General features: G+C 44.6%; 23 protein-coding genes. 9 read left to right on the top strand and 14 right to left on the bottom strand.

The features are described from left to right. Positions 1 to 251 precede the first annotated feature (251 nt). A complete protein-coding gene (locus tag HDC91_RS13580) occupies positions 252 to 2,042 on the bottom strand; it encodes a hypothetical protein (RefSeq protein WP_183553053.1) in 1,791 nt (596 codons plus the stop codon). 10 nt (positions 2,043 to 2,052) lie between these two features. Then, positions 2,053 to 2,811 carry a hypothetical protein gene (locus HDC91_RS13585; protein WP_183553055.1) on the bottom strand — a complete coding sequence of 253 codons (759 nt, stop codon included), beginning with the start codon at positions 2,809 to 2,811 and terminating at the stop codon, positions 2,053 to 2,055. A gap of 141 nt (positions 2,812 to 2,952) precedes the next feature. On the opposite strand from HDC91_RS13585, the gene HDC91_RS13590 reads away from it, so the two are divergent. Beyond that, positions 2,953 to 3,597, top strand: a complete 645-nt coding sequence (locus HDC91_RS13590; RefSeq protein WP_183553057.1) for a response regulator transcription factor — start codon at positions 2,953 to 2,955, stop codon at positions 3,595 to 3,597. Positions 3,598 to 3,602: 5 nt separating this feature from the next. Here the strand turns inward: HDC91_RS13590 and HDC91_RS13595 are convergent, their stop codons facing one another. Both HDC91_RS13595 and HDC91_RS13600 read right to left on the bottom strand, forming a co-directional pair. Further along, entirely contained in the window at positions 3,603 to 5,378 is a 1,776-nt protein-coding gene (locus HDC91_RS13595; RefSeq protein ID WP_183553059.1) for a tetratricopeptide repeat protein, read from the bottom strand. Between the two features lie 126 nt (positions 5,379 to 5,504). Further along, entirely contained in the window at positions 5,505 to 5,714 is a 210-nt protein-coding gene (locus HDC91_RS13600) for a hypothetical protein (protein WP_183553061.1), read from the bottom strand. A 283-nt stretch (positions 5,715 to 5,997) separates the two neighbouring features. Between HDC91_RS13600 and HDC91_RS13605 the strand changes: the two genes are divergently transcribed. From HDC91_RS13605 to HDC91_RS13615, 3 genes are read left to right on the top strand one after another with little or no spacing between them, the layout of a single operon-like run. Beyond that, complete coding sequence (locus tag HDC91_RS13605) at positions 5,998 to 6,810, top strand: hypothetical protein (protein WP_183553063.1); 813 nt, start codon at positions 5,998 to 6,000, stop codon at positions 6,808 to 6,810. Positions 6,811 to 6,812: 2 nt separating this feature from the next. Beyond that, positions 6,813 to 7,478 carry a hypothetical protein gene (locus tag HDC91_RS13610; protein ID WP_183553065.1) on the top strand — a complete coding sequence of 222 codons (666 nt, stop codon included), beginning with the start codon at positions 6,813 to 6,815 and terminating at the stop codon, positions 7,476 to 7,478. Between the two features lie 2 nt (positions 7,479 to 7,480). Beyond that, the gene (locus HDC91_RS13615; RefSeq protein WP_183553066.1) at positions 7,481 to 8,281 is read left to right on the top strand and encodes a hypothetical protein; all 801 of its coding nucleotides are present in this window, start codon (positions 7,481 to 7,483) and stop codon (positions 8,279 to 8,281) included. Positions 8,282 to 8,303: 22 nt separating this feature from the next. Here HDC91_RS13615 and HDC91_RS13620 read toward each other — a convergent pair whose 3' ends face one another. After that, positions 8,304 to 8,885: a non-canonical purine NTP diphosphatase gene (locus HDC91_RS13620; RefSeq protein WP_183553068.1), complete on the bottom strand. Its 582-nt coding sequence runs from the start codon at positions 8,883 to 8,885 to the stop codon at positions 8,304 to 8,306. Position 8,886: 1 nt separating this feature from the next. After that, positions 8,887 to 9,519: a hypothetical protein gene (locus tag HDC91_RS13625; RefSeq protein WP_183553070.1), complete on the bottom strand. Its 633-nt coding sequence runs from the start codon at positions 9,517 to 9,519 to the stop codon at positions 8,887 to 8,889. Positions 9,520 to 9,670: 151 nt separating this feature from the next. Between HDC91_RS13625 and HDC91_RS13630 the strand changes: the two genes are divergently transcribed. Continuing rightward, the gene (locus HDC91_RS13630; protein ID WP_183553071.1) at positions 9,671 to 11,053 is read left to right on the top strand and encodes a peptidylprolyl isomerase; all 1,383 of its coding nucleotides are present in this window, start codon (positions 9,671 to 9,673) and stop codon (positions 11,051 to 11,053) included. Between the two features lie 3 nt (positions 11,054 to 11,056). Beyond that, positions 11,057 to 12,019, top strand: a complete 963-nt coding sequence (locus HDC91_RS13635; protein WP_183553073.1) for a MoxR family ATPase — start codon at positions 11,057 to 11,059, stop codon at positions 12,017 to 12,019. A 124-nt stretch (positions 12,020 to 12,143) separates the two neighbouring features. Here the strand turns inward: HDC91_RS13635 and HDC91_RS13640 are convergent, their stop codons facing one another. The 6 genes from HDC91_RS13640 to mutL form a co-directional block, all read right to left on the bottom strand. Next, positions 12,144 to 13,007 (bottom strand): DUF4440 domain-containing protein, encoded by an 864-nt coding sequence (locus HDC91_RS13640; RefSeq protein WP_183553076.1) that lies wholly within the window; start codon positions 13,005 to 13,007, stop codon positions 12,144 to 12,146. A 134-nt stretch (positions 13,008 to 13,141) separates the two neighbouring features. Then, positions 13,142 to 14,632, bottom strand: a complete 1,491-nt coding sequence (gene cysS, locus HDC91_RS13645) for a cysteine--tRNA ligase (RefSeq protein ID WP_183553078.1) — start codon at positions 14,630 to 14,632, stop codon at positions 13,142 to 13,144. A 46-nt stretch (positions 14,633 to 14,678) separates the two neighbouring features. Next, complete coding sequence (locus HDC91_RS13650; protein ID WP_183553080.1) at positions 14,679 to 15,791, bottom strand: endonuclease/exonuclease/phosphatase family protein; 1,113 nt, start codon at positions 15,789 to 15,791, stop codon at positions 14,679 to 14,681. Continuing rightward, a complete protein-coding gene (locus HDC91_RS13655) occupies positions 15,781 to 16,662 on the bottom strand; it encodes a rhomboid family intramembrane serine protease (RefSeq protein ID WP_162430560.1) in 882 nt (293 codons plus the stop codon). Before HDC91_RS13655 ends, HDC91_RS13650 begins: the two co-directional genes overlap by 11 nt. Positions 16,663 to 16,692: 30 nt before the next feature. Then, on the bottom strand, positions 16,693 to 17,409 hold the full coding sequence (locus HDC91_RS13660; protein ID WP_183553082.1) for a rhomboid family intramembrane serine protease: 717 nt from the start codon (positions 17,407 to 17,409) through the stop codon (positions 16,693 to 16,695). 28 nt (positions 17,410 to 17,437) lie between these two features. After that, positions 17,438 to 19,294 carry a DNA mismatch repair endonuclease MutL gene (mutL, locus tag HDC91_RS13665; protein WP_183553084.1) on the bottom strand — a complete coding sequence of 619 codons (1,857 nt, stop codon included), beginning with the start codon at positions 19,292 to 19,294 and terminating at the stop codon, positions 17,438 to 17,440. Positions 19,295 to 19,585: 291 nt separating this feature from the next. Here mutL and HDC91_RS13670 point away from each other — a divergent pair, with 291 nt between their 5' ends. Beyond that, positions 19,586 to 21,220: an amidohydrolase gene (locus tag HDC91_RS13670; RefSeq protein ID WP_183553086.1), complete on the top strand. Its 1,635-nt coding sequence runs from the start codon at positions 19,586 to 19,588 to the stop codon at positions 21,218 to 21,220. Further along, complete coding sequence (locus HDC91_RS13675) at positions 21,207 to 23,024, top strand: serine hydrolase (RefSeq protein ID WP_183553088.1); 1,818 nt, start codon at positions 21,207 to 21,209, stop codon at positions 23,022 to 23,024. The genes HDC91_RS13670 and HDC91_RS13675 overlap by 14 nt, the downstream gene beginning before the upstream one ends. Positions 23,025 to 23,167: 143 nt before the next feature. Here the strand turns inward: HDC91_RS13675 and HDC91_RS13680 are convergent, their stop codons facing one another. Both HDC91_RS13680 and serS read right to left on the bottom strand, forming a co-directional pair. Then, positions 23,168 to 23,587, bottom strand: coding sequence for a hypothetical protein (locus HDC91_RS13680; RefSeq protein WP_221262186.1), 420 nt, complete (start codon positions 23,585 to 23,587; stop codon positions 23,168 to 23,170). Beyond that, complete coding sequence (gene serS / locus HDC91_RS13685) at positions 23,571 to 24,842, bottom strand: serine--tRNA ligase (RefSeq protein ID WP_183553107.1); 1,272 nt, start codon at positions 24,840 to 24,842, stop codon at positions 23,571 to 23,573. The genes HDC91_RS13680 and serS overlap by 17 nt, the downstream gene beginning before the upstream one ends. A gap of 118 nt (positions 24,843 to 24,960) precedes the next feature. Between serS and rsmI the strand changes: the two genes are divergently transcribed. Continuing rightward, positions 24,961 to 25,680, top strand: a complete 720-nt coding sequence (rsmI, locus tag HDC91_RS13690) for a 16S rRNA (cytidine(1402)-2'-O)-methyltransferase (protein WP_183553109.1) — start codon at positions 24,961 to 24,963, stop codon at positions 25,678 to 25,680. Positions 25,681 to 25,784: the final 104 nt, after the last annotated feature.

The following is a 25,784-nucleotide window of genomic DNA, read 5'->3' on the forward strand; positions in this document are numbered from 1 at the left end:
ATTATATTTTTAGCGTTTATAACCGCCTCTACATCAGCAACAAAAGTCGACCCATCGCGTGTTCCTTCTACTGATAAAAGCCTGCTACGAATTATCGTAGCAGGCTTTTTTTGTTAATACTATTATTTACCTAAGAGCGATACGCGTTACGCATGAACCCAGTTTGCAAATACCAAATAAAAATAAAGACCCGATAGTGACATCCATTTAATAGAAATAGGAAACCGCATAGTTAAGTTTGATATGTATGCTTAACGACAGTGTACACTGAACTTCACATTTATATTCAGCGAGTTACTGGGTGCATCATAAATAGCTGTACCAGTGATGCCGTTATGCGAGGGGAAATCGAAATTGCGCGCAGCCATAGTAAAGAGGGCTGATTCATACCATTCAAAACTATTATAGGTGTACATGTAATACTGGTCGCCGGCAAATAGTCGGATGTGATAGCTGCCGCCACCGCCTGTTATACCCGTACCAAATGCATATTTGATAACACCTTTGCTTACATATATGTATGTCCATGGGTTTTGGTTGATCTTTGCAGCGCCGGCATCGTAAAGAAAGAACCACCCCGAAGGCAGCAAGTTGATAGCTTTGTTACTGCAATGACCTTGAATATTGAAGTTTACGTTAACAAATGTAGGATTGGCCGGTGGGGTACCGAATGTAAGATCGATGGCGCCCTGGCTGCATGGATTGAATAACTGACTCTGGGCAAGTATAGGTAGGCCGGGGTTAAGATAAAGGTTAAAACCACTTATCACTACTTTGCATTGCTCAATGTTTGGTACAGAAGGGAAAACGACCACGTCTCCATCGTGCACATATTCGCCATGGGCGCCCGCCAGGTATTGATTGTTTGGCGTACAAATGGTAACGTCGTAAATACCGCTGTTACCGGCGCCGCAATGTATACGTACAGTTAACGGGCTAAAACAAGTGCCGTAGGGGCGTCCGGTTATTGCCCAGCTCCAATCGAGGTTAAAACAGCAAAGGTGTGAAGTTTCAAAAATGGCCATCAGGTTACCAGATCCATCTGCTGTTATAGTTACGTCGCCTTCGCTTTTCCATTGCCCGGTTTCTTCAGTGAGGCTCCATAATGGTACAGTGTCTCCGGCTTTAACATCTTTACCGGTAACAAAATTTGTGGTATGTGGGTCAAGCTTCATCGTTACTTTTAATGGTTTTGAAAAATGCCTTACCTGGGTGCCCCCGGCTGTCATTTTAATGGATAGCAGGCCCGCCGATACAAAGTTGATCGGGTATCCCCCGTTTACCTGTTTCCCGGTTGCATCTACCACGTTTGTAGGGCTGAAGCCGCCCGGAAAAGCCCCGTATGAGGTTGCAGAGGTGGCGCTGTAATTAACAATGTTTGATGACAACTGACCCGTATTTACAGGCATATTGTTCTGGTCGAGCATTTGGGTGCCGGGCTGTATATTTATTTGCGCGGTCTCTACCATGCCGGCGCCCGCCTGCAAATTCAGCGTGGCACCGTTTGAAACACCGTTTGACAATGGCGATACCGCCGTAAGCACAGCCGTACCTTTGGGCGGATGAGCATACTCGATAGCACCGATATCCACAATGGTTGCCGTATCTTTCGTAATGGTAATGGTTTGCACCAGCGGTGCAAAACCCGGTATCTGCGCCGAAACATTAAAAGTTACTGGCGAAGTTGCCGATGGTGAAGCCTCGCGTAACAACGACAATGGCAGGAAACCATGCGAGGCTTTAAAACCAGAAGTAGCGCCGCCGTCCATTTGTACCAGTGCGGCATCTTTACCGGTTATTTCTACGTCAAAGTCCTGCGGCTGGTTCATTGAATTTACATTCGCATTGGCGAAATGCACTAATACCGGCGCCTTTGTAAGCGAGCTTTCGTTCACGTTTAGCTTTATGTCTTCATTTGGTTTCTTGCAACCCCCTACCGATAGTATAAGTAAGGTTACTGTAAGCAACACCGCGATAGAGGATAACCCTATAATTATCCTTCGCGATATTTCCTGATCTTTGTATTTTGTATGTGTTTTCATTTGTGATAGTTTATTTAAGCCTGAAATTAAAATTGACCTGAACAACCGGCAGCCAGCGGTAGCCGCTCATATTTTTGTTAAATTGTTTAGCGTTATCGTCATTATCAGATAAAAGCTGTGTACCGGTAAATGACGTGGCGGGACTTGACAGATAGTAACTGCCAATATCTAAATTGACGTTAAAAATCTTGTCGGGAAAATCCCTGAATAGCGCGACACCCAGGTAGGGCGCCAGTCCCTTCCAATCGGCATTGGCATATACGGCGCCCAATTGATCTTTGGTTACCGATCTGTTACCTATATCGTATCCGCGGGTTGGCGATATTATTACATTGGCGTTTCCCTTTATCAGGTATGATGCCCCGCCTACTATCCGGATACTTTGCGTTGCGAATGGTGAATAATCAGCCAGTAAATGCAAGTTGGAAAAGCGTGAGGTAAGTTGGCCATGTACCTTGAACGAGGAGAAGTGAAAATTACGACCGGCATTCACCGGGATTATTCCAAAGCCTACCCGACCCGACAGCCTGGGCAAAAATCCGTATTTAATATCTGCACCTATACCCTGGCTGCCCAACAGCAATTGTACAGACACGGGCGAAACAAAACCGGGCGTCACCTGGTCATTTTTCAGCGCGCCCCTGTAAAGTTCGTCCTGTTCCCGGAGATTCAAGGCATGCCTGTTGTAAGTTATCTGCGCTGCGCTTTGTTGAGCAAGCACCGTAAGGCAAAACAGCATTGCGGCGAGTGTGGTAATTAGCTTTTTCATCGGCAATAGGTTCGGTTTTGTGTATGGCGACTGTGTTAATTGTTGGTAACACAATGTTATGTCGCCTCGCTAAGCCACACAATACAAAGCAGTTTGTATTTTTTATGGAGGTGATAAAGTTTAACTTTACATTATTGAAAGATGGAAACCTCTATCGCCCAAAAGATATCAGTTATCATAGCAGATGACCACACCCTTTTTATAAACGGGCTTCGTATGTTATTGGAAAATGAGCCGGATATCCAGATCATAGCTATCGCCGGCAATGGGCGCGAACTATTAAGTATACTGCACACCCACACACCCCAGGTAATACTGCTCGATATTAACATGCCGGGTATCAATGGTTTTGAAGCGCTTAAAAAAATAAAAGATTGCTATCCAAAAATCAAGGTGATCATGCTTTCTACATACAATGAAGAATACCTGATCGAAAAAGCTAAGAGCTGCGGAGCTGATGGCTACGTTTTTAAAAATGCCGAGAAAGATGAATTACTTGATCTGATCCAGTCGGTCTCCCAGGGACGGGTGTCTTTCCCTAATAAAATACCCACGGTAAATTCAACATTTGATGAACCAGACCCATTTTTAAAACAATTTCAACTCACAAAAAGAGAGTTGGAACTACTACAATTCATTAAGCAGGACTATACAAACCGGCAAATGGCCGATCATCTTAACTTAAGTATTTATACTGTCGAGACCCACCGTAAGAACATTATGCAAAAGCTGAGTTTGAAAACCCCCGTTGAGTTGACCAAGTTTATACTGCAGTATAATCTGTAACACCGCTACGCAGGTACATAAACAGAAACCAGCGTGCCCTGACCTATTTTAGAAGATAGCTCGACTTTCCCTTTCAAAAACATTATACGCGATCGCAGGTTATTAAGGCCCATCCCCTGGTATGTTTCGGGGCGGGCGGCGTCAAATCCTTTTCCGTTGTCTTCAATGGTTAAACTGATATTGCCTTGCTCATCTTTTATCAATGATATATCAATCCGGCTGGCACTGGCATGTTTCATTACATTATGTAAGCTTTCCTGCAACACCCGGTACAAAATAATTTCAACTGTATCATTAAATGGCTGATCAAACCCTTTGCAAAAAAAATTGATAGTAATTGTCTCGTTTTCGATGTTAGATATAAATTGTTTAATAACCGTGGCCAGGCCGGTTTCATTAAGCGCCCACGGCATCATATTATGCGATATGGTTCTTACCTCCCTGAAACCTTCGTCAACCAGGCTGATCGCCTTCTCTAACCGTTTTTGCTGTTCATCATTTACAAAAGGCATCTCGTTTGCAATAGCTCTCAGGCTCATCTTGGCAGCAGTCATAGTTTGACTTACGCCATCATGAAGGTCCTGGGCTATCCGTTTCCGTTCGCTCTCTTCAGTAGCAATAATAGCCTGCATGGCAATATTGCGTTGCCTTAAACGTGTTTGTTTATAATATATATAGCCTGTTAAAAACATCAGCATGGCAATAACAGATATACCGGCCACCCAGTAGTTACGCTTGGTAATTTCAAATTGTTGCCGCAGCACCTGATCTTCGCGCTGCGTAATCTCATACTTGGTTTGCAACTCGTCCATTGTTTTTGAAATATGGTTGCCGCCCGGGGCACTCAATGCTATGCGCTTCTTTAAATAAACCAGCGCCTGACGGTGGTTCCCCACCTGCTCATAAAGGTCTGTTAACTCGTTCAGCACACTACCCTGCATCTCTGTATAATATATGTTAGTAGCATATTGCAAACACTTCTGCAATGCTTCCAGTGCCTGGCTGTATTGCTGCTTACTTTTACATAATATGCCCAGGTTAAAATAATTTATGGTAAGCGCCAAAGTATCGTTAATAGCTTTTTTTGTGTCGATGGCCTTTAAAATGTCCTCTACCGAACTCGTCTTGTGCCTCATCCCTTCCATCACGTCACCAATAAAGTCGCGGCTATAAGCTTCAGATGTATTTTTCTTTGTTCTTTCAACAAGGTCTAACGAGTCGCTGATATCGTAAGCCCGTCTGAAATAATTTAAAGCATTCTGGTAATCGCGCCTAGCTTCATACAGTTCACCTATTTTATTAAGGGCAGCCATGGGCAGGCGCCGCGGCCCCGTTACAGGTGCATATAGAATTGCCTTGTTATAAAGCTCTATCGCTTTATCGTAATTCTTTTGCAGGGCGTAGACTTTTGCCAGCTCCGCATAATTGTAAGGCAAAACATTTTCTTTAAGAGATTTGTCAGAAACATTGGCTGCAGCGTCATAATAATATGCCGCCGAATCATAACGTCTTATAAAATAATAGGCCTTACCTATGCTCACCGACAATAGGGAAACTGCAGGCTTATTGCCCGACCTTACAGCAAGGCGGAGCCCGGGTTTTGCAATGGTTAGTACATTGTTAGCGTTTTTTACAGACGGATGCCCGGAACCCTTTATAGCAGCGTTTAGCCGCTTTTGAACCGGCGCATTGCCCAGCACAATTTTATTTAAACTATCAATATTTTGACCTAAACATTCAACCGCAGTTAAAAACAGGAAAAAACAAAAGAGATATTTCATACCCGGATAGTGGTTCCCTGTTAAAGATAATAATTATAAAATGATCCTATCAAATATACTCGCGCCACTCCATGCCCGCCGCCTGCCATCCTAAACTAGAGGGCGGCGTGCCCAGGCGGCGTATTATTAAAGATCAAATAGCTGCAGTTGAATAATAACTATTATCATCGCAGTTGTTATGGCCAAAAAAAGAAATAGGTTTTGCTTTTGTCTGGCACAAACAATTTCGGGTACCCTGCCACTATCTTTAAGCTTTTTGTACCGATGCAGGGACAGGCGCGACAATACCATAAAAACAACAGGGACAGCATAGGTTAAATACTCCAGATATTTCATAATATTTTAATTTGAAATAGACATTAAAGACTACGCAACCCAACGCACGGATAACTTAGTCAACTGTTTTTCAGACAGAACAATTTTAGTGAGCGCGGAAAGAGCAGGCAATACAAAGTGATTGGTATTTTTTGAGCGATGATAAAAGTGTAGCTTTACTAATGATCTGATAGCTCAGAAATGGCCGCTACGGATACATGAATTAATTTGCCACTATTACCTGTTAAAAAGAAGAGTTTGCTATAGTACTGAACCGATGCATTACAGACCAAAAACATTTGCTATGATCGCTTTTTTAAGCCTCGCCTGTTCGGGTTCTGTATACGCACAAAGTACATTTGAACGTAAATTGCAGACAGGCTTGGATTCACTATTAAGCCAGGGCACTACCAAAAATTTGAGAGATGAACTTTTGCCCAATGATATACTACAAAACCTGATATCACCCTCGGGCTGGGGCGGTTTTGGTACATACATATTTGGAGGCATAGGCGGAGTTTACCCTCAAGCCTATACAAAAACAGGTGATCTGATAACATTTGCAGGATTCTGTATCGGAGATCCTCAAAAGATTGTAAACGTTGCTGTTGGGATCAACTCTGCGGACGTTTCAACAAGCAGTGATTTTTCTGGAAATATTGTGGTAAGCAGGCAGATATTTACAGGCAGCAGCATCGCTGTTGGCGGCTTACAGTTATTTGCAAGCAAAATTCAGTCCGATGCGCCGGGGTCAACCTTTTATTTTGCTTTTAGCCATGCCATACAAAGCTTGCCCTCTGCAACGCCGGGCGGCTCAAAACTTACTTATACCATCGGCATTGGCAACGGGCGCTTTTATCATAAAAGTCCGGATGATATAAAAGCGGGCAGAGGCGCGCACGGGACAGCAATATTTGGAAGTATATCCTACGAACTGATAAAAAAAGTTAATTTTATTACTGAATGGTCAGGTATAAATTTGGGCTTCTCGCTTGGTATCAAACCGCTACATAGCCCTTTGGCTATTGGTATAGGTATAGACAATGTAACAAGATATTCATCAAATAAACCAAATTCTACATTCAGTATAAGTTATCCGCTTTCTGTAAACAGATAGAGATGAAAACAACATCCCCCCGCATAGCAACAAACAGAAACAGGCGGCCCGCATTGCTGCCTGTGCTTATCTTGCTGTTGCTGGCCATTACGGGTTCTGTAACCCCCGCTTTAGCCCAGCGTGGTAATTTATCAGACTGGCGTGTACCGCCGCCTTTGCCACCTGGCACTATAACAAAAGGCACCACCACCGGCAAAAGCGGGACAGAGCAACCTGTCTCACTGATCCTGATCGATATCCCCGGCGTGGCATTGCCATTAGTATCGCCGGTAAAATCGCCTGCGTTAGCTGCAATATCAAGCGTATCACCTGCAGCCGATAAGCCCGACCAGCCGGCGGCCACCAGCACTATAGCTGCTTCGGCAGAAATCCCGCTACCTGTTGCACCGGATATGCCACCGTTGCCCCAGCTAAGCTTACAGGACGCGGCGGTGCCGGCTACAATAGAAGTACCAATGCCGGAAGAGCCTCAAATGCCGCCTGCGCCAAAACAGCCGGTATCATCTGGTGCAAATTCCACGCAGCGGGCGGTTTTATTGATGCCTGACATAATAACCCCCAGCCCGCTGTCGCTGCCTGCCGGCAATGGCCTTATCCCGTGGCCCATTCCTGATGACCCCATCATACAAGTGTTTTATTATCAGTATAGTACCCAACAAAAACACTAAGGATGAGAGCCGCGCTAATAAAATCAAACTGGCTGCTGATTATTCTGTTAGCTTATATCAGTAACACCGCGTGCGCACAGGTGAGGTTCAAAAAGGGGGATGAATTTCAACGACAGGTACTCACCAGATCTAACTGCGTAATGCAACGAGGCGGGCAAAGCCTGCACGTGAGCTCGTCTTCCATTGTGGCAAAAACCTATAAGGTAACCGATGCTTCTGAAAACGGGGCCACCATGATCATCACAACAGACAAACTGACAGACACTATTAATGCTATGGACCAGACCATGATATATCATTCAGAAAAACCAGCCGATCCGGCCTCGGATATCCAGGTAAACCTGCAGAAAATAGCAAAAACATCCCCTACAATTACGGTAAATAACAAAGGCGAAATATTTAATGTAAAACGCGCCGCTACTGTGAATGATACACTGTTATCATTTACCGGCTTACAACTTGAGCGCCTTGTACCCGGGGCGATGTTACAATTCATGGCCAACTTCGCTGTTAACCCTTCGCTAAAAAAAGGCTATTCATGGACAGATAATACACCATCCAAAACAACCACATATACTGTATACGCCGTTAACGGGCGAACTATCACCATCACCTATAAGACTTCCATCCTTGGCCAAAACTTAAATAGCAGGATCAATGGCTCAATATTGATAGACAATAACACCGGCATCATATTGAAACGATATTCGCAAAGTGTATCTACCGGGTACGAGATAGTGAATGGTATAGTTTACACGGCAACCCGCCGTACAGCCGTTACAGAAGTAAATCTTAAAAAATAAGATTGAACAATGTCTAAATGACCTAAAGGTCATTCTTCAAAAACGCGACGAGCAGATCAACCGCGCGGCTACGGTGGCTGATGCGGTTTTTTTCGTCCATGCTCATTTCTGCGAAGGTAATATCATAACCATCGGGCTGAAAGATAGGGTCGTAACCAAAGCCGGCAGTGCCGCTGCGTTCCTTTCGGATGCTACCTTCCACCACTCCTTCAAAAAAATACTCGGCACCATTCCACATCAAAGAAATTACCGTACGAAACCTCGCGCTACGATCGGTAAGCCCGTGCAGTTTTTTTAGCACTTTGTCGATATTGGCCTCATGGTTGCCATGGGTTCCGGCATAACGCGCCGAGTATATCCCCGGCTGGTTGCCAAGTGCATTTATCTCCAGCCCGCTGTCGTCGCCAAAGCAATTAAGTTTATACCGATCATAGATGTAATGGCTTTTTAAAGATGCATTCTCGTTGAACGTTGAACCGGTTTCGGCAATATCATCGTAGCAGCCAATATCATTAAGGCTCAGTAATTTTATTTTATTACCGGCCATAGCCTGCACTTCTTCTAATTTATGGGTGTTATTTGTTGCAAAAACCAGTTGCTCCATTTTACAATTTTTTCATGTGTTCCCAAAAGGTCTTCTTATTCTCGTTACTGCTCATCATTTCGTCAAAGCTGAAGCTATACAGCACATGCGTTTTTTTTCCCTGAAGGGGTTGGTTAAATGGCAGTGTGCCTATGCCTGCCGGCAACGAATCTTTGCCCATTATAACCAGCCTGGTTGGGGCAAAGCAGGCGGCAAGGTCAGTAAGGTTAACGGCGGCGTAGGCATTTACATTTAATATGGCTACATCATCAAGTAATAATTCTTTGCGTTTTAATATGTTCTCCAACGCGGCAAGATGGTCGGGGGCAATATGCTCCTGGGTGGGATAATTAACCAGTATTAAAAAATTCTTTTTATTCTTTCCCAGATAATTAAACCCGCGACCGCTCGTTTGCTGTGTATGTGGCTTAGGTTCCTGCATGGCTTTAACAACAGGGGTGCCGGGCTCTGTAACTTGTTCTTTAATGGGGTTAGCTTCGGGGGCGGGCGTTTCGGCTACTGTTATTATCTCAGGAATCCCGGTAGAAGCAGGCGTTACCGCCATACGGGCAGGGTTTCCACCCTTATCTTTATCCAGCAGGTAAATTTCATCCTGCATTATAAAACGGAAGGCCTGCGGATTGTCAATTTTCATATTTAACATATTTTAACCAAAAATACCTATTCCTGTTGAAGCATTATAAGCATATTCGTAGTACGGCTTAATTATACATTTATTATTAATAAATTTTACCGAAATTTGCAATTTACCGGATAACTATCCGTGATATTAGTTTAACAATTACATGAGAAAAATCGGACTGTCCATCTTCACTTCTTTTATATTTCTGTCATTCGCTCAGGCCCAGGTACACACCCTTGATAAAATTGCTGCTGTTGTGGGCAGTGGTATCATTCTGCAATCAGACATCGAGCTGCAATATGCGCAATACCTGGTAAGCGGCCAGCAACCCAACCCAAGCATTAAATGCCTAATACTGCAAAACCAACTGACCCAAAAACTGCTTGCGCAACAAGCTGTTATTGATAGCGTACAGGTAAAAGATGAAGAAGTTGACAGTGAGGTTGACCGCCGTATGCGCAGTTTTATACAGCGTGCGGGCAGCCAGGATAAGTTAGAACAGTTTTTGGGCCGTTCGGTAATTCAATACAAAGATGAGCTTCGCCCGGATATTAAGGAGTCGCTTATTGCGCAGCGTATGCGCTCACAGATCACCGAAAAGGTGAATACAACACCACAGGACGTGAAGGACTATTTTGAAAAACTGTCTAAAGACAGCCTGCCAACTTATAATAAAGAGGTTGAGGTTGGCGAGATCGTATTTCAGCCAAAATTAAATAAGGAAGAAAAAGAATTTTATAAACAAAAGGCCGAAGAGTTAAGGGCACGGGTAAAAAAAGGTGAAGACTTTGCTAACCTGGCCAGGTTGTATTCGCAAGACCCGGGCTCTGCGCCTGAGGGCGGCGACCTTGGATTTTTTGACCGCACGGTAATGGTAAAGGAATTTACCGCTCAGGCTTTTAAGTTAAAAACAGGCGAGATATCCCCGGTGTTTGAAACCGAGCATGGGTTTCACTTTTTACAGGTGATAGAACGCCGCGGAGAGCAGGTGCATGTGCGCCACATACTGGTTATACCGGCTGTTACACAGGCAAGCTTAAACAGGGCGAAGGCTACTGCCGACAGCGTTTATAATTTGATGATTAAAGCAAAAAACTTTGATTTTTCGAGTGCGGCAGCCTATTACTCTGACGACAAAGAAACCAAATATAATGGCGGAATGCTGCTGAACGCCGAGAACGTTCAAACACGCTCAACCTATATCCCTACAGATAAACTGGATCCGCAGGTTGCGCTGATAACCGATACCATGAAGGTGGGATCTGTTTCAAAACCGGCGTTATTCAACGACCCGCAAACCGGTAAGCAAAGCTATAAAATACTGTATTTAAAATCGGTGACTAACGCCCATAAAGCCAACCTTGAGCAGGATTTTGCTAAACTAAAGGAAGATGCCACTAACCAAAAGCTTTCGCGCACCATATCCGAATGGTTTGCAAAACGCCGTAAGGAAACCTTTATAAAAATAGATCCTGAATACCAGGGGTGCCCGCCGCTAAAAGGATGGGTATCCGACGAAACAACAGCGCAAGCCAAAACCGAATAAAATATGCAATACCGCTCGGATGTTGAGGCTGCTGATGCACTGCAGAACGCTTATGGACAAATCCGTGCCGAAATAAGTAAAGTTATTGTTGGCCAGGACGAAGTAATCAAGTTTGTACTGATATCTATATTCAGCAACGGGCATTGCCTGCTTGTTGGTGTACCCGGCCTGGCAAAAACCCTACTGGTGCAAACTGTTGCACAAGTTTTAGACCTCGACTTTAAGCGGATACAATTCACCCCCGACCTGATGCCATCTGACATTATAGGCTCGGAGATATTGGGCGAAGACCGTAACTTTAAATTTATACGCGGGCCGGTGTTCTCGAACATTATACTTGCCGATGAAATAAACCGCACGCCGCCAAAAACGCAGGCAGCTTTATTAGAAGCCATGCAGGAGAAATGCGTTACAGCCGCCGGCGTTACCCACAAGCTTGCCAAACCTTTTTTTGTACTGGCTACGCAAAACCCGATTGAGCAGGAGGGCACTTACCCGCTTCCCGAAGCGCAATTAGACCGCTTTATGTTTAATGTGGCGTTAAATTACCCCTCGTTTGCAGAAGAATTGCAGGTAGTAAAAAACACCACCAGCACATCGCAGGTTAGCGTTAACAAGCAATTAAACGCTGAACAGATCATTTATTTTCAGCAACTGGTACGCAATATACCGGTTAGCGATAATGTTTTGGAATATGCGGTTAAGCTGGTTTCAAAAACACGCCCCGACAGCGAGTTTGCAAGCCCGCAGATAAAGCGTTTGCTAAACTGGGGGGCAGGCCCGCGCGCGTCGCAATTTTTAATACTGGGGGCCAAATGCCACGCGGTGCTTAACGGTAAATATTCGCCGGATATTGAGGATGTGCAAGCTGTGGCAAAACCTATATTAAGCCACCGTATAGTACGCAGCTATCACGCCGAAGCCGAAGGGCTATCTGCAAATGATATTATAGAACAGCTGTTTTAACCCTGATAGTAAATCCCAAATTTTGAGCTCTAAATCCTAAAAGAGGGAACTCCTTTCTTACCTCCTAAATTTTTATAGGGCCTGGGTTAAATCCGACATCGAATATCCGGCTCCGAAATTGAAGTTAATTTTCAACGGTGGAGAACACCTCGAGTAACATATTCCACCTAAAGTTGGCGTCTATTTCCCAGATACGCACATAGTTGTAATTGTTAACGATATTCCCTTTTTTTATACGGGCGGTACCATAGGTGTATGCCAGGTCGTTACTGGTTGAACGGCCTACATTCACCGTTTCGGCTGATATGCTGATGCCTTCGTTATCTAAAAACTTCAATATTTTATCTGTACCCGTAATAGGTTCAAAACCGGGGAAGTAATATCGCGCCTCGGCGCTTAAAAATTCTTTATATGCCGCCAATGTCGACAGCGAAAGCGAGTGGTTAAAGGTTTTGTCCGTAGCGGTTAATATATTCTTACCCGCAAACGGGTCTTTGCTCGCAGTTTTTTGCTTGGTAAGATCAGGCTCCTTAAAATCTATCACGGCGTCGCGCTCCGGTTCGGGATGCTGAATGCCCAGGTCTATCAGCAGTTTAAATTTACCATCAGTATCTAAACGCCATACCGAAACGTAATCGCCATAAACCTTATCCTCCTCGTTTTTACCATTTTGGTAAACATAAGGCCCGGCTGTAAAGCCAAGGTCCCCGTTGGCAGATATGCGCGCAAATTTTGGCTGCCAGCTAAGCTTGCCCGGTTGCTTATCAATACTATTATAAAACTCGGTTATTTTAACAGCGTTAGGCCTGAAAACAATACCCTCTACATCAGCAACTGCCAAAAAGCCGTCCTTTATGCCTTTACGCTCAACTAATTTATTAAAATTCTCTTCGGCGTTCACAACGGAGCCAACCTCGACCCTTGTTTGCGACATGGCCGAAAAACTGAATCCTGATAATATAATAGCAGCTAATAATGTTCTTTTCATAATGGTGATAGTATTGTTTTGGTTGGGCAATTTAATATTATTTTAACTGAAACATAAAGCGTGCCCGGGCTAAATTGTTTTAAATTCTTATCCATCCGCCCCGCACCTATTCCCTTACAATAAGGTAATGATGGTTATATCCGTATCCAATCGGTAGTGCCTTGTTTGTTATCGTTTAACTGAAACCCGATATTTTTTAGCCCTTCCCTTATCTTATCTGATGTTGCATAGTCCTTGTTTGCTTTGGCTTCGTTACGCAGCTTTATGATCAGCTTCATCAGGTCATCAGTGGCTCCGCTATCGCTATCTTCATGCTTAAGGCCTAAAACATCAAAAAAGAAATCGTTATACGTTTTCTTCATCCTTTTAAATGTTTCTTCTGATATCGAGCCAACCTTTTTGACGTTACCCGAAAAGGTGTTGATCCATTTAGACAGATTGTTCAATGCTTCTAACGTCTTAGGCGAATTAAAATTGTCGTTCATACTGCGATAGCAATCTTCGCAGAAATTAATAATTGCCTGCTCTGCTTCTTCATCCTTTGTATCGTTATCCGCATACTGCAATACAGCCAGCTTTTTAGCCGTTTCGGCAAGCTTTTTATAGAATATCTCTGCGGCCTCTATGGCTTCGTTACTAAAATCAACGGTGCTGCGGTAACTGGCCTGCATAAAAAAGAACCTTACCGTCATGGGGCTGTAGCCTTTTTTTAACAAAGGATGCGCGCCTAAGAACAATTCGTGCGGCAAAAAGCTGTTGCCTAACGATTTTGACATTTTTTGCCCGTTAGTAGTAAGCATATTGGTATGCAGCCAGTACGATGCCGGATTTTTGCCGCAGCAAGCTACATTTTGAGCTATCTCGTTAGTATGGTGGGTAGGCATAAGGTCGATACCGCCACCATGAATATCAAACTGCTGCCCCAGGTACTTGTTGCTCATGGCCGAGCACTCTAAATGCCAACCGGGAAAACCCATGCCCCATGGCGATGGCCACTTCATTAAATGCTCGGGCTTGGCTTTTATCCACAACGCAAAATCAAGCTTACCGTGTTTCTCATTCTGTCCGCCCAGGCTGCGGGTATTGTTCAGCATGTCTTCCAGCTTCCGGCCATTTAATATTCCGTAATCCTGGGTTTGATTATATTTCTCTACATCAAAATAAACCGATCCGTCAACTTCATAGGCATACCCTTTTGCCAGGATGTCCTTTACAAGTTCTATCTGTTCAATAATATGCCCGGTGGCTGTAGGCTCTATACTTGGGGGCAGGGCGTTAAATACCTCCATTACATGATGAAAATCAACCGTGTACTTTTGTACAATTTCCATCGGTTCCAACTGGGCTATTTTGGCCTTTTTCGAAACTTTGTCTTCCCCTTCGTCGCTATCGCCTTCCAGGTGGCCTGCATCTGTAATATTGCGTACATAACGCACTTTGTAGCCAAGGTGTAAAAGATATCTGAAGATAAGGTCGAAGCTGATAAAAGTACGGCAGTTGCCTATATGCACATCGCTATATACGGTAGGTCCGCAAACATACATGCCCACGTGGCCTGCATTAAGCGGGATAAACTCCTCTTTTTTACGTGTTAAAGTGTTGTAAACAAATAATTTTTGTTCCATGTGCGCAAACTTACAATTTTAGATGTGGAGTTTAATTTGGATGGCGTTATTTTAATACCAGGACAGTGCTTAAAGGATAATGGTCTGACAATTTTTTTTCGATGATCTTGTATTCCCACACATCAAACTGCGGGCTGGCCATTACATAATCTATCTGGTAATTTGGGAAAGCGCCATTGTAGGTGCGCCCCAGCCCCGCCCCCTTAAAACGGAAGGCATTTTTTAACCCTTTAGCCATTTGGTTTACCGCAAAGGATGAGGGGGTGTCATTAAAATCTCCCGATATGATATACGGATAGGGACACTTTTTTGCGTGGTCTTTAATAATAAATACCTGCTCGGCGCGCTTTTGAAAAGCTGTTTTCAATTTCCAGCCAACGCGTTTGGTTGCACCGATATCTGTTTTTCCTTTTGACGACAGGTTGCCAAGGTACTTATAATCCTGGGGGTCGAAACGGATGGATTGAAGATGAACGCTGTACATGCGAAACACCCCGCCATCCTTTTCCACATCAACAAATACACACTGGTTACCGCTGCTTTTTGCCGCCAGCTGCACAAGCCCGTAAGCCTTTATAGGATATTTAGAGAATATAGCCATGCCAATAGCTTCTCCGGCGCTGGTCATGGTAGGCTCAAAATAATAGTTTTTAGCCCGCATTATCCGCATAACCGAGTCTATCATATCGTATTGCCCTTTTTTACGGGTAAAAAACTCCTGTATGCCGATAATATCCGGTTGCTCCTGACCTACCAGGTCCAGGATCTCGTGTTTGGTCGAGATATCGTTTTTTTCGCCGTAACGCTTAAAATTATGCACATTGTACGTCATTAAACGCAATTGCTTTTGTGGGGTTGTCTGGCTTGCACCCGCAGGCAGCCGCATGCCAATATTACTGTTTAAAACATTCCAGCCAATAAGTATGGTTATAAGCGATAAGCCAATGTACCAGCTTTTACGAACAAGCCAGTAAAGCATCATCAGCACGTTTACCAAAAGCATGGGCGGGTAAGCCAGGCCAAAAAAAGCGATAGGCCAAAACTTTCGCGGATCAACGTAGGGCGCCAGGTAGCTTAGCAGCAAGGCAAGGCACAGCAAGTAATTTATCCACAGAAAAACTTTATCAATAAAGGGTAATTTGCTTTTTTTAGCCTTCATTGTTGTTGCTTGCTCTAAAAAGTGTTTCTTTTTCCTGTTTGCTAAGGCTATCGTAACCGTTCACCGAGATCTTATCCAGTATACGGTCAATTTCTTCCTGTTTAGGCGCACCGCCCGACCTTCGCTGGTTACCATTATGGCTAACCACCTTCATTTTAGGTTTGGGTTTGAATAGCTTATTGATACCGCCCAACCAATCGCTGCCGCGCTGCAGCTGCTTTATGTAGATAAAACCAAATAACGCACCGCCAAGATGCGCGATTTCGCCGCCGGCATTGGCGCCGGCAATGCCCAAAAAATCAATTATAACATAAAATACCGCTATCCATTTTAATTTTACGGGCCCAATTAAAATTAACGATATTGTGTAATTGGGCAGCAGGGTTGCTGTGGCAATAATAATGGCCATTACACTTGCAGACGCACCAACCAAAGGCCCGCCGGCCGCCGCATTTATGCTGGTAAAAGCCGGAAGAATATTATAGCAGGCAATAAACAATAATCCGCCCGAAAGCCCCCCGAGTATATATAGGCCAATGGTACGTTTATTGCCCAGATACTCTTCAAATATCTGCCCCATCCAATACAGCCATAGCATGTTAAACAGAATATGCAGCACCCCTGCATGCATAAACATGTAGGTGAAGGGTGTCCAGAAACGATAGAGCAACTTGGGCAGGTAAGCGGGCAGTAACAAATATTCGTTGCTTAACGCTAAAATAGCGCTGTTACCAAAACCTCTGAATAACTGTTCAACAACTGCGCTGATGTTGATCAGCAAAAACATAAACACATTTATCCCGATAAGCAGGCTGATTTTATTACCAGACCTTAAGAGCTTATACTGAATATCTTTCCAAAGGGTGTTCATGATAGTTATAATATACTTACTAAACGGCCTTTAATAAAAATTGTTGGGGCGCCTTATCTTCCAAATTTTTATCAGCAAAAAGCCAAACAAGGCCCCGCCAAGATGGGCGAAGTGTGCTACATTATCGCCGGCAAAACGGCCTACCCCGGAGAATAATTCAATAGCAACATAACCAATAACAACATACTTTGCCTTAACGGGTATAGGGATGAACATGATCAGCATTTCCATATTTGGAAAAAGCATGCCGAAACCAACTAAAATGCCAAATACAGCACCCGATGCCCCTAACATGGGTATGTGATATAAAATATAAAGGGCTTGCGCCTGCTCTTGCCCGCCGCCAAACATAAAATAAGAGCTTTCCAGTTCGGGGTGCGGTATGGTAACAGCTCCGGCTATTGCATAAACCTGCATGGCCTGCACTACCATATACAATACAAAACCGCCTATACCGGTTATAAAATAGTAATTGAAGAACTTTTTAGAGCCTAAAGTATACTCGAGCATTGGCCCAAACATAACCAGCGCGAACATATTGAAAAATATATGCGAGAACCCGCCATGCATAAACATATAAGTAATTACCTGCCACGGACGGAATAATGGTGAATTAGGGTAATAAACAGCAAGCAACTGATCAAGGTTCACCAGTCTTCCTAACGCATATGTGGCAATAAAAAATATAATATTTATGATCAACAGGTTTTTTACAACCGGGGGCATATTGGCAAAAGGTGACTGCATTTTATATGGTATAATGGTTTAAGCGTTATTATTTTTCAAATCGTTCTGCTAATTCGGTAAGCGTAAAGGTACTAATTACAGGCTTGCCATTTAGCGCCAGGTTTGGCATCTGGCAGGCAAAAAGCTGATCTACCAGTTGGTTCATTTCTTCCATTGATAGCTTTACGCCCGCTTTTAGCGCGGCGTTACGTGCCAGCGATCGGGCAAGGTTATCGCGCTTATCCAACTTTAAAATCGAAAGGTTGTTTTTAAACCCTTCCAGCAATTGTTCAAGCATCTGGTGTTCGCTGGCATCACGTATATCTGCCGGTATACCTTCTACCACAACGGTATTGCGACCAAACTCGCGAATATCAAACCCAAGCGCGCGTATATCAGGTAACAGTTCTTTCAATAACTCAAAATCGCTGCTGTTTAGTGTAACCGACTGCGGAAATAAACTCTGCTGACTAACCCCGCTGTGGTTTTGTAGTTGCTGCAAAAAACGCTCGTACAAGATACGCTCATGCGCCGCTTGCTGGTTTATCAGCATAAAGCCTGATTTTATCTGCGACAGGATAAACCTGTTATGCACCTGAAAAAATTGCTTCTCGCTGCTTTTTGTAATTTCCTGCTCGTTAACCGGGATGCTTTTTTCCTCGTGCATCTGGTGCTGCAGGGCGTCTTCCTTCTTGCTTATCTCGTAAAGGGTATCCCAGTTACGTGGTATGGCGGTGTGGTGGTTATTGGTGTCGCGCAAAAATGGTATCTCGCGTTCGCTTGCTTTTTTTTCGTTGGCAAAAGGATTAAAATCCGGGTTGAACGCAATACTTGGCTGCACTATTTCCTCAAAGGGTTTTGGGGTAATGAGGTGGCCGATGCTGTTCTCCTGGTCAAAATCAAGGGTAGGGGTGATATTATATTTCCCCAGCGACCGTTTTACCGCCGAGCGTATGATGGCATAAATGGATTTCTCGTCCTGGTATTTTATTTCGGTTTTTGTTGGGTGTACGTTGATATCAATCTTCGCCGGGTCGATATCTATAAAAAGTACATAGAGCGGATAGGTTTCGTCGGGCAGCAACTCCTGGAACGCCGTAAGCACCGCATGGTTCAGGTAAGCATCTTTAATAAAACGGTTATTCACAAAAAAGAACTGCTCACCACGTGTTTTACGTGCAAACTCGGGCTTGCCTACAAAACCACGCAAGTTTATGATAGTGGTTTCTTCTTCTACCGGCACCAGGCGCTGGTTGTAATTATTACCAAACAAGTGCACAATGCGCTGTTTAAGGGCCGATGCCGGCAAGTGGTACACCTCCTGCCCGTCGTGGTGCAGGGTTAAAAACACCTGCGGGTTTGCCAGCGCCACACGTTGAAACTCGTCGATAATATGGCGCATTTCAACCGGGTTGCTTTTTAAAAAGTTACGGCGTGCAGGGGTATTGTAAAAAAGATTTTTGATACAAAGGGATGTACCGAAGTTAGCCGAGCAAGCTTCCTGGCTTATCACTTCCGAGCCTTCAATTATGATGCAGGTACCCAATTCATCCTCGTGGCGGCGCGTTTTCAGTTCTACCTGGGCAATAGCCGCTATCGAAGCCATAGCCTCGCCCCTGAAGCCCATGGTACGTATGGCAAAAAGGTCTTCGGCCTTGCGTATCTTGGATGTGGCATGGCGCTCAAAACACATGCGCGCGTCTGTAAGGCTCATACCGCAGCCATTATCTATAACCTGTATTAGTGATTTGCCCGCATCCTTTAATATCAGCTGGATCTTATCAGCACCGGCATCTATCGCGTTCTCTATCAATTCCTTTACTGCTGATGCCGGGCGCTGTACCACTTCGCCCGCGGCTATCTGGTTGGCAACGGCATCCGGTAAAAGCTGAATTATATCTGGCATTAAAAAATTTCCCTTCTGTGTTTGGCCTCACCCTGCCCCCTCCAAGGGAGAGGGTTAAAAAAGGTCAAGCCCCTTTCCTTTCGAAGAGGGGTTTGGATGAGGCTTTAGTCTACTCCTTTTTCAGACGCTAAATTAAAAATTTGATTGCATAACTTTATTGTTTGGCTGGTTTAACCGAAGATAATTACCAAACAATAGCAATTTAAATATCCGATGCCATAACTTTACCGTTACATACTTGTATATCCTGTATAGGTTGACAATATTTACACCCTACCCGCTTTTATAAATATGAAGAAACTATGGCCTGTGCTGCTTTTGCTGATGGCGGCATGCAAACAAAAAGAATACAACGCCGACCTGCTTGTAAAAAATGCTCTTGTATACACCGTCGACAGCACCTTTAGCACCGCCAATGCCTTTGTAGTAAGCAGTGGTAAAATAGTGGCGGTGGGGGATATTGACACCATCGAAAAAAAATACATGGCCCGGCAGGTTGTTGATGCGGGTGGCAAAGCAGTATATCCTGGTTTTATTGACGCACACGCACACTTTTACGAGTACGGTTTGGGCCTGCAGGACGTAAAACTCGTTGGTCTTAAAAGCTGGCAGGCTATATTAGATACGGTAAACAATTACGCACGGCACAACACTGAGGGCTGGATAATTGGTAATGGCTGGGACCAAAATATCTGGCTTAACAAAGCCTTCCCTAACAAAGCAAAACTCGATTCGCTGTTCCCGGTACGGCCGGTATTACTAAGCCGTATTGACGGGCACGCTGCCATTGCCAACCAGGCGGCATTAAATATAGCAGGTATTAAACCCGGCCAAAAAATTATCGGAGGCACCATAGAAACCGTGAACGGCAAGCTTACCGGCATGCTGATAGATAATGCTGTAGGCATTGTTACCCGCAAGATACCTGCACCAACTGAACAGATAACCCAGGCCGCGTTACTGGACGCGCAGCAAAACTGTTTTGCCGTTGGATTAACCACGGTTGACGATTGCGGCCTGCCTTATACCATGGTGAGCACCATAGCCGCCCTGCAGCACAAAGGCGCGCTAAAGATGCGCATGTATGTAATGCTTGCCGATCAGCCCGAAAATTATGACTACCTTTTTAAACGTGGCGCATATAAAACTCCCGGCCTTAACGTACGCGCGTTTAAGGTTTATGCCGATGGTGCATTAGGCTCAAGGGGGGCCTGTTTGTTAAAACCTTATGCCGACTCGGCAAAATGGAACGGCTTTTTACTAAGCACTAAAGCACATTTTGAAGAGGTTGCCAAAAAGATAGCGGCGCATGGCTTCCAGATGGCTACACATGCTATCGGCGACTCGGCCAACCGCGTTATGCTAAAAATATACGCCGAAAACTTGAGGGGTAAAAATGATAAACGCTGGCGGATAGAGCACGCGCAGATCGTATCGCCCGAGGATGTTAAACTTTTCGGCGATAATAATATCATCCCCTCGGTGCAACCTACGCATGCTACATCTGATATGGTATGGGCGGCAAAACGCCTTGGCAACCAGCGGTTGAAAAGCAGCGGCTATATTTATAAGACATTATTAAAACAAAACGGCTGGATGCCTTTAGGTACCGATTTCCCGGTTGAAAACATAAACCCCATGTATACGTTTTATGCAGCAACCGAGCGTAAAGACCTTAAAGGCTTACCGCCAGACGGTTTTCAAACGGATAATGCCCTTAGCCGGGCAGAAGCCCTCAGAGGTATTACCCTATGGGCAGCTAAGGCAAATTTCGAGGAACATGAGAAGGGCAGTATCGAAGTTGGTAAATACGCAGATTTTGTGATACTTGATCAGGATATCATGAAGGTTAAAGGCAGTGCGCTGCCAAATGTTAAAGTATTAAAAACGTATATAAATGGTGTTAAGGTTTATGAGAAAAAATAGGCGGAATGTTTGCCTGCTGCTGCTATCCGGGTTTGTACTTTTTAACAGCGCTTGTGCGCAAAACCCGCCGCTTACAGGTAAAGCCTATGTAAAAGAAGAGCTATCGGTTGCGCAGGCCACCGTTTTACTCAACAACGACAAAAACCTTATTCCGCTGCAAAATCTGGATAATAATAAAATAGCGAGCATACGTTTTTCGGGCATCTACGGGGCTGGCTTTGATAGTTTGCTAAACAAATATACCCGGGTCGACCTGATCAACGGCCTGGATTATTTAAGCGTAAAAACCCTTGATAACCTGTCGCAGGACACCAAATTTTATAACACACTTATCGTTCAGCTTAGTGATGCGGAGGTTAATAATCCGCAGATCATCGCATTTATTAACGACAACCAAAAAATAAAGAACGTTATCGTATCGCTTATCGGGAACGGTAACTCGCTGAAAAAATTAAATAATATCAGCTCGCCTATCGTGTGGTCGGCACGGGTATCGCAGGTAGCGGCTTATTTTGGTGCGCAGGCTATTTTTGGAGGTGTTGCCATTACCCAGCGCTTAACCCAAACCTACACCCCAAAATACATAGCCCATTCGGGCTTTTTAACAGCTAAAACCCGACTGCAATATACAGTGCCCGAAGATGCCGGTATCAACGCGGATAACCTGAAAGCCATAGATGATATTGCCAGCGAAGCCATCAGTAGCCGTGCAACACCCGGCTGTGTAGTGTTGGTAGCTAAAGATGGCAAAGTGATATTTAACAAGGCGTATGGCTATCATACTTACGAGAACGCCATCCCCGAAAGGATAACCGATATTTTTGATGTAGCATCTATGACAAAAATATCGGCAACCACTATGGAGGCGATGCAGCTTTACGATGCCGGTAAACTCAATCTCGATTCAACCCTTGGCACATACCTGCCCATAACGCGCAACACCAATAAAAAAACCTTAACCGTACGCGAGATATTGCTGCACCAGGCAGGGTTGATTCCGGATATCCAAACATTTGAGGTGGTGAAGCCTACCGACCACAGTACCGACTCTTCGGCCGCTTTCCCCACCAAGGTGAACGACAATTACTACCTGCGCAAAAATTATTTTGACGATGTAATGCTGCCTGCCGCATTGCGCTCGGCGGTAAAAACGCGTGGCCAGTATGTTTACAGCGATGTAAGCATGATATTTATGCAGCAAATAGCAGAAACCATTACCGCTACACCCCTGAATAAATACGTGCAGGATAAACTTTACAACCCCCTTGGAATGCAAACAGCGGGTTTTTTACCGCTTTACCGCTTCCCTGCCGACCGCATACCACCAACAGAGGATGATAAAAAAGACAGGAAGACACTAATAGACGGGTATGTGCACGACCCTACCGCAGCCCTGATGGGAGGCGTTGCCGGGCATGCGGGTTTATTTGCCAGCGCCAATGATATTGCCATACTTTACCAGATGACGCTTAACCGCGGCACTTATGGCGGGGTTCAATACATAAAACCGGAAACGGTAGACTTATGGACATCCAAGCAATCGGCAGTAAGTCGCCGCGGGCTGGGTTTCGACCGTTGGGACCCGATAGCCGACAGGCATTATCCGTCAAAATTAGCATCAGATCTGTCCTACGGGCATACGGGTTTTACGGGCACATGCGTTTGGGTAGATCCTAAATACAACCTGGTTTACGTGTTCTTGTCCAACCGGGTACACCCAAATGTGGGTAACAAACTGGGTAGTTTAAACATCCGCCCGCGCATCCAGGATGCGGTTTATGAAGCGATACAGAAAGGTATGTAACCCTATTATAAAAAAGGAGCGGCAATTGCGGCTTCTTTTTTATGTTACCGATAGCTTATATAAACAAAGTTTGTCACTGGCGCTGACCAAATCGGGTGAACGAAGAAAATATTTATTTGTGGGGCGTTAATGAAAGATATCCATTACAACTGCCTGATCGCTTTACAACTAAAAATTAAAAAGGCTAAGGGATATGATAAAAATGGTATTACCCAAAACGCTTGTACCTGTAATGTATTAGTTATTATTGTATAGATAAATGCTGTTAAATAATACGCTAAAAAAACAATATTTAAAATTATCGAATAAAGCCATAAAGCTTTTCTGTGCGCAAACTCTTCGTACTTAATTTGTAAAAAGTACAAAAATTGAGCAATTAGTCCAGCCCCCACCAGTAACGTCCAGGCTCTGTCCCATATCCCCGCCTGCCCCCAACTCAATATTAACATGATCAAACCCCCAAAAGCGATTATTGATGGCAATAAATTAATTCTAAATAATAACTGCGCTATCTTTTTAGGGTCGCGATTGCTCAACGCTAACATCTTAATCAATCCACTCAAACTTAGTATAAGGTACCAGCGCCTCCGGCACTTTAATACCTTTATCCGTTTGGTTATTTTCTAATAGGGTAGCTACAATACGCGGCAGAGCTAAGGCACTGCCATTAAGGGTATGTGCTAATTGTGTTTTGCCTTCGGCGTTGCGGAAACGCAGCTTAAGCCTATTGCTCTGGAAGGTTTCGAAATTTGATACTGACGATACTTCCAGCCAGCGTTGCTGCGCGGCGCTCCAGGTTTCCATATCGTAGGTTAAGGCGCTGCCAAAACCCATATCACCGCCGCAAAGGCGCAATACACGGTACGGTAAGCCCAGTTTTTGCAGCAGGCCCTGTACATGGGCGCTCATATCTTCCAATACATCGTATGATCTATCAGGATGTACCACCTGTACAATTTCCACCTTATCAAACTGGTGCAGGCGGTTCAGACCGCGCACGTGTGCGCCATAAGAACCGGCTTCGCGGCGGAAACAAGGTGTGTGCCCGCAGTTTTTAACAGGCAGCTCTTCACCTTTTAAGATCACATCGCGATACATATTGGTAATGGGCACTTCGGCGGTTGGGATAAGGTAAAGGTTATCTATACCCACATAATACATCTGCCCCTCTTTATCCGGCAGTTGGCTGGTACCAAAACCCGATGCTTCGTTCACCATCAATGGCACACTTACTTCGCTATAGCCTGCTTTTTCGGCCTCGTCAATAAAAAAATTAATAAGCGCGCGCTGTAGTTTTGCACCTTTATTTTTATAAACAGGGAAACCGGCGCCTGTAATTTTAACCCCCAATTCAAAATCAATCAGGTTATATTTTGCGGCCAGTTCCCAATGAGGCAGGGCATTGGCAGGTAATTCAGGTTTATTGCCATTCTCCAGCACCACTTCGTTCTCTTCAGGCGTGAGGCCTTTAGGCACAGACGCATGGGGCAGGTTGGGCAATAAAATAATTTTTTGATACAGGCTCTCTTCAATAGTGGCAAGCTGCTCATCTAGTCTTTTGATATTTTCCTTGGCGTTGCCGGTGTTGGCCTTAAGTTGTTCCGCTTCCGCTTTTTTACCCGCGCGCATCAGTTCGCCAATTTGTTTGGCACCCTGATTTGCTGCCGCTTTGGCTTCTTCGCTTTCGCGCTGCGCTGCCAGCCGTTCATTATCCAAACGGATAATTTCATCAACCAATTCTGGCTGTTTAAAATTTTTTACGGCCAAACGCTCTAAAACCTGTTCCCTGTTATCGCGGATATAACTAACTTGCAGCATTGATTTTATTTTAAAAGGCAAATATAACAGTTTGCAGTTTGCCGTAGGCAGTTTACAGCTTTTTTGTAAATGGTAACCGTATGGCGCTGCTAACTGCGAACCAAAAACTGCGAACTGAATGCCCGGTAAACTTTATTTAGTACCCACCCCAATTGGCAACCTGGAAGATATGACCTTTAGGGCCATCCGCGTTTTAAAAGAGGCCGACCTGATATTGGCCGAGGATACGCGCACCTCTGCCCCTATGCTGAAGCATTTCGACATACAGAACAAGGTGTTCGCTCATCATCAGTATAACGAACATCAAAGCAGTAACGAGATCATTAAATTTTTGCTGATGGGCCAGAATATCGCGCTGATAAGTGACGCCGGTACACCTGCCATATCCGACCCAGGGTTTTTCCTGGTGCGCGAGGCGTTAAAATTTAATATCCCGGTAGAGTGCCTGCCCGGCGCAACGGCTTTTGTGCCCGCGCTGGTAAACTCAGGCTTCCCTACAGATAAGTTTTGCTTTGAGGGTTTTTTGCCGCTGAAAAAAGGGCGCCAAACCCGCTATAAATTACTGGCTGCAGAAGAACGCACTATTATACTTTACGAGTCGCCCCACCGTTTATTGAAGACGCTGGATGAGATGATCACCTTTTTTGGAGCCGACCGCCAGCTGTCCGTATCGCGCGAGCTTACCAAAATGTTTGAAGAAACTGTACGGGGCACGGTTGCCGAGGTGAAAACCTATTTTGAAACCCACCCGTTAAAAGGCGAATTTGTGATGTGTATTGCTGGTGCCGCACCTGCCGGGGGTAAGAAAAAGAAATATGCAGAGGAGGAGGAAGATTAAAAGCCTCATCTGCCCTCTCCAAACCGGAGGGTTCTAACACGTGATTGCGAGGGACGAAGCAATCTCTTCCGCCGTTGTTGGTGTTGTCACCAACAACTTTTAGG

Origin of the sequence: Mucilaginibacter sp. AK015 (assembly GCF_014200785.1) — a bacterium.
Taxonomy (GTDB): Bacteria; Bacteroidota; Bacteroidia; order Sphingobacteriales; family Sphingobacteriaceae; genus Mucilaginibacter.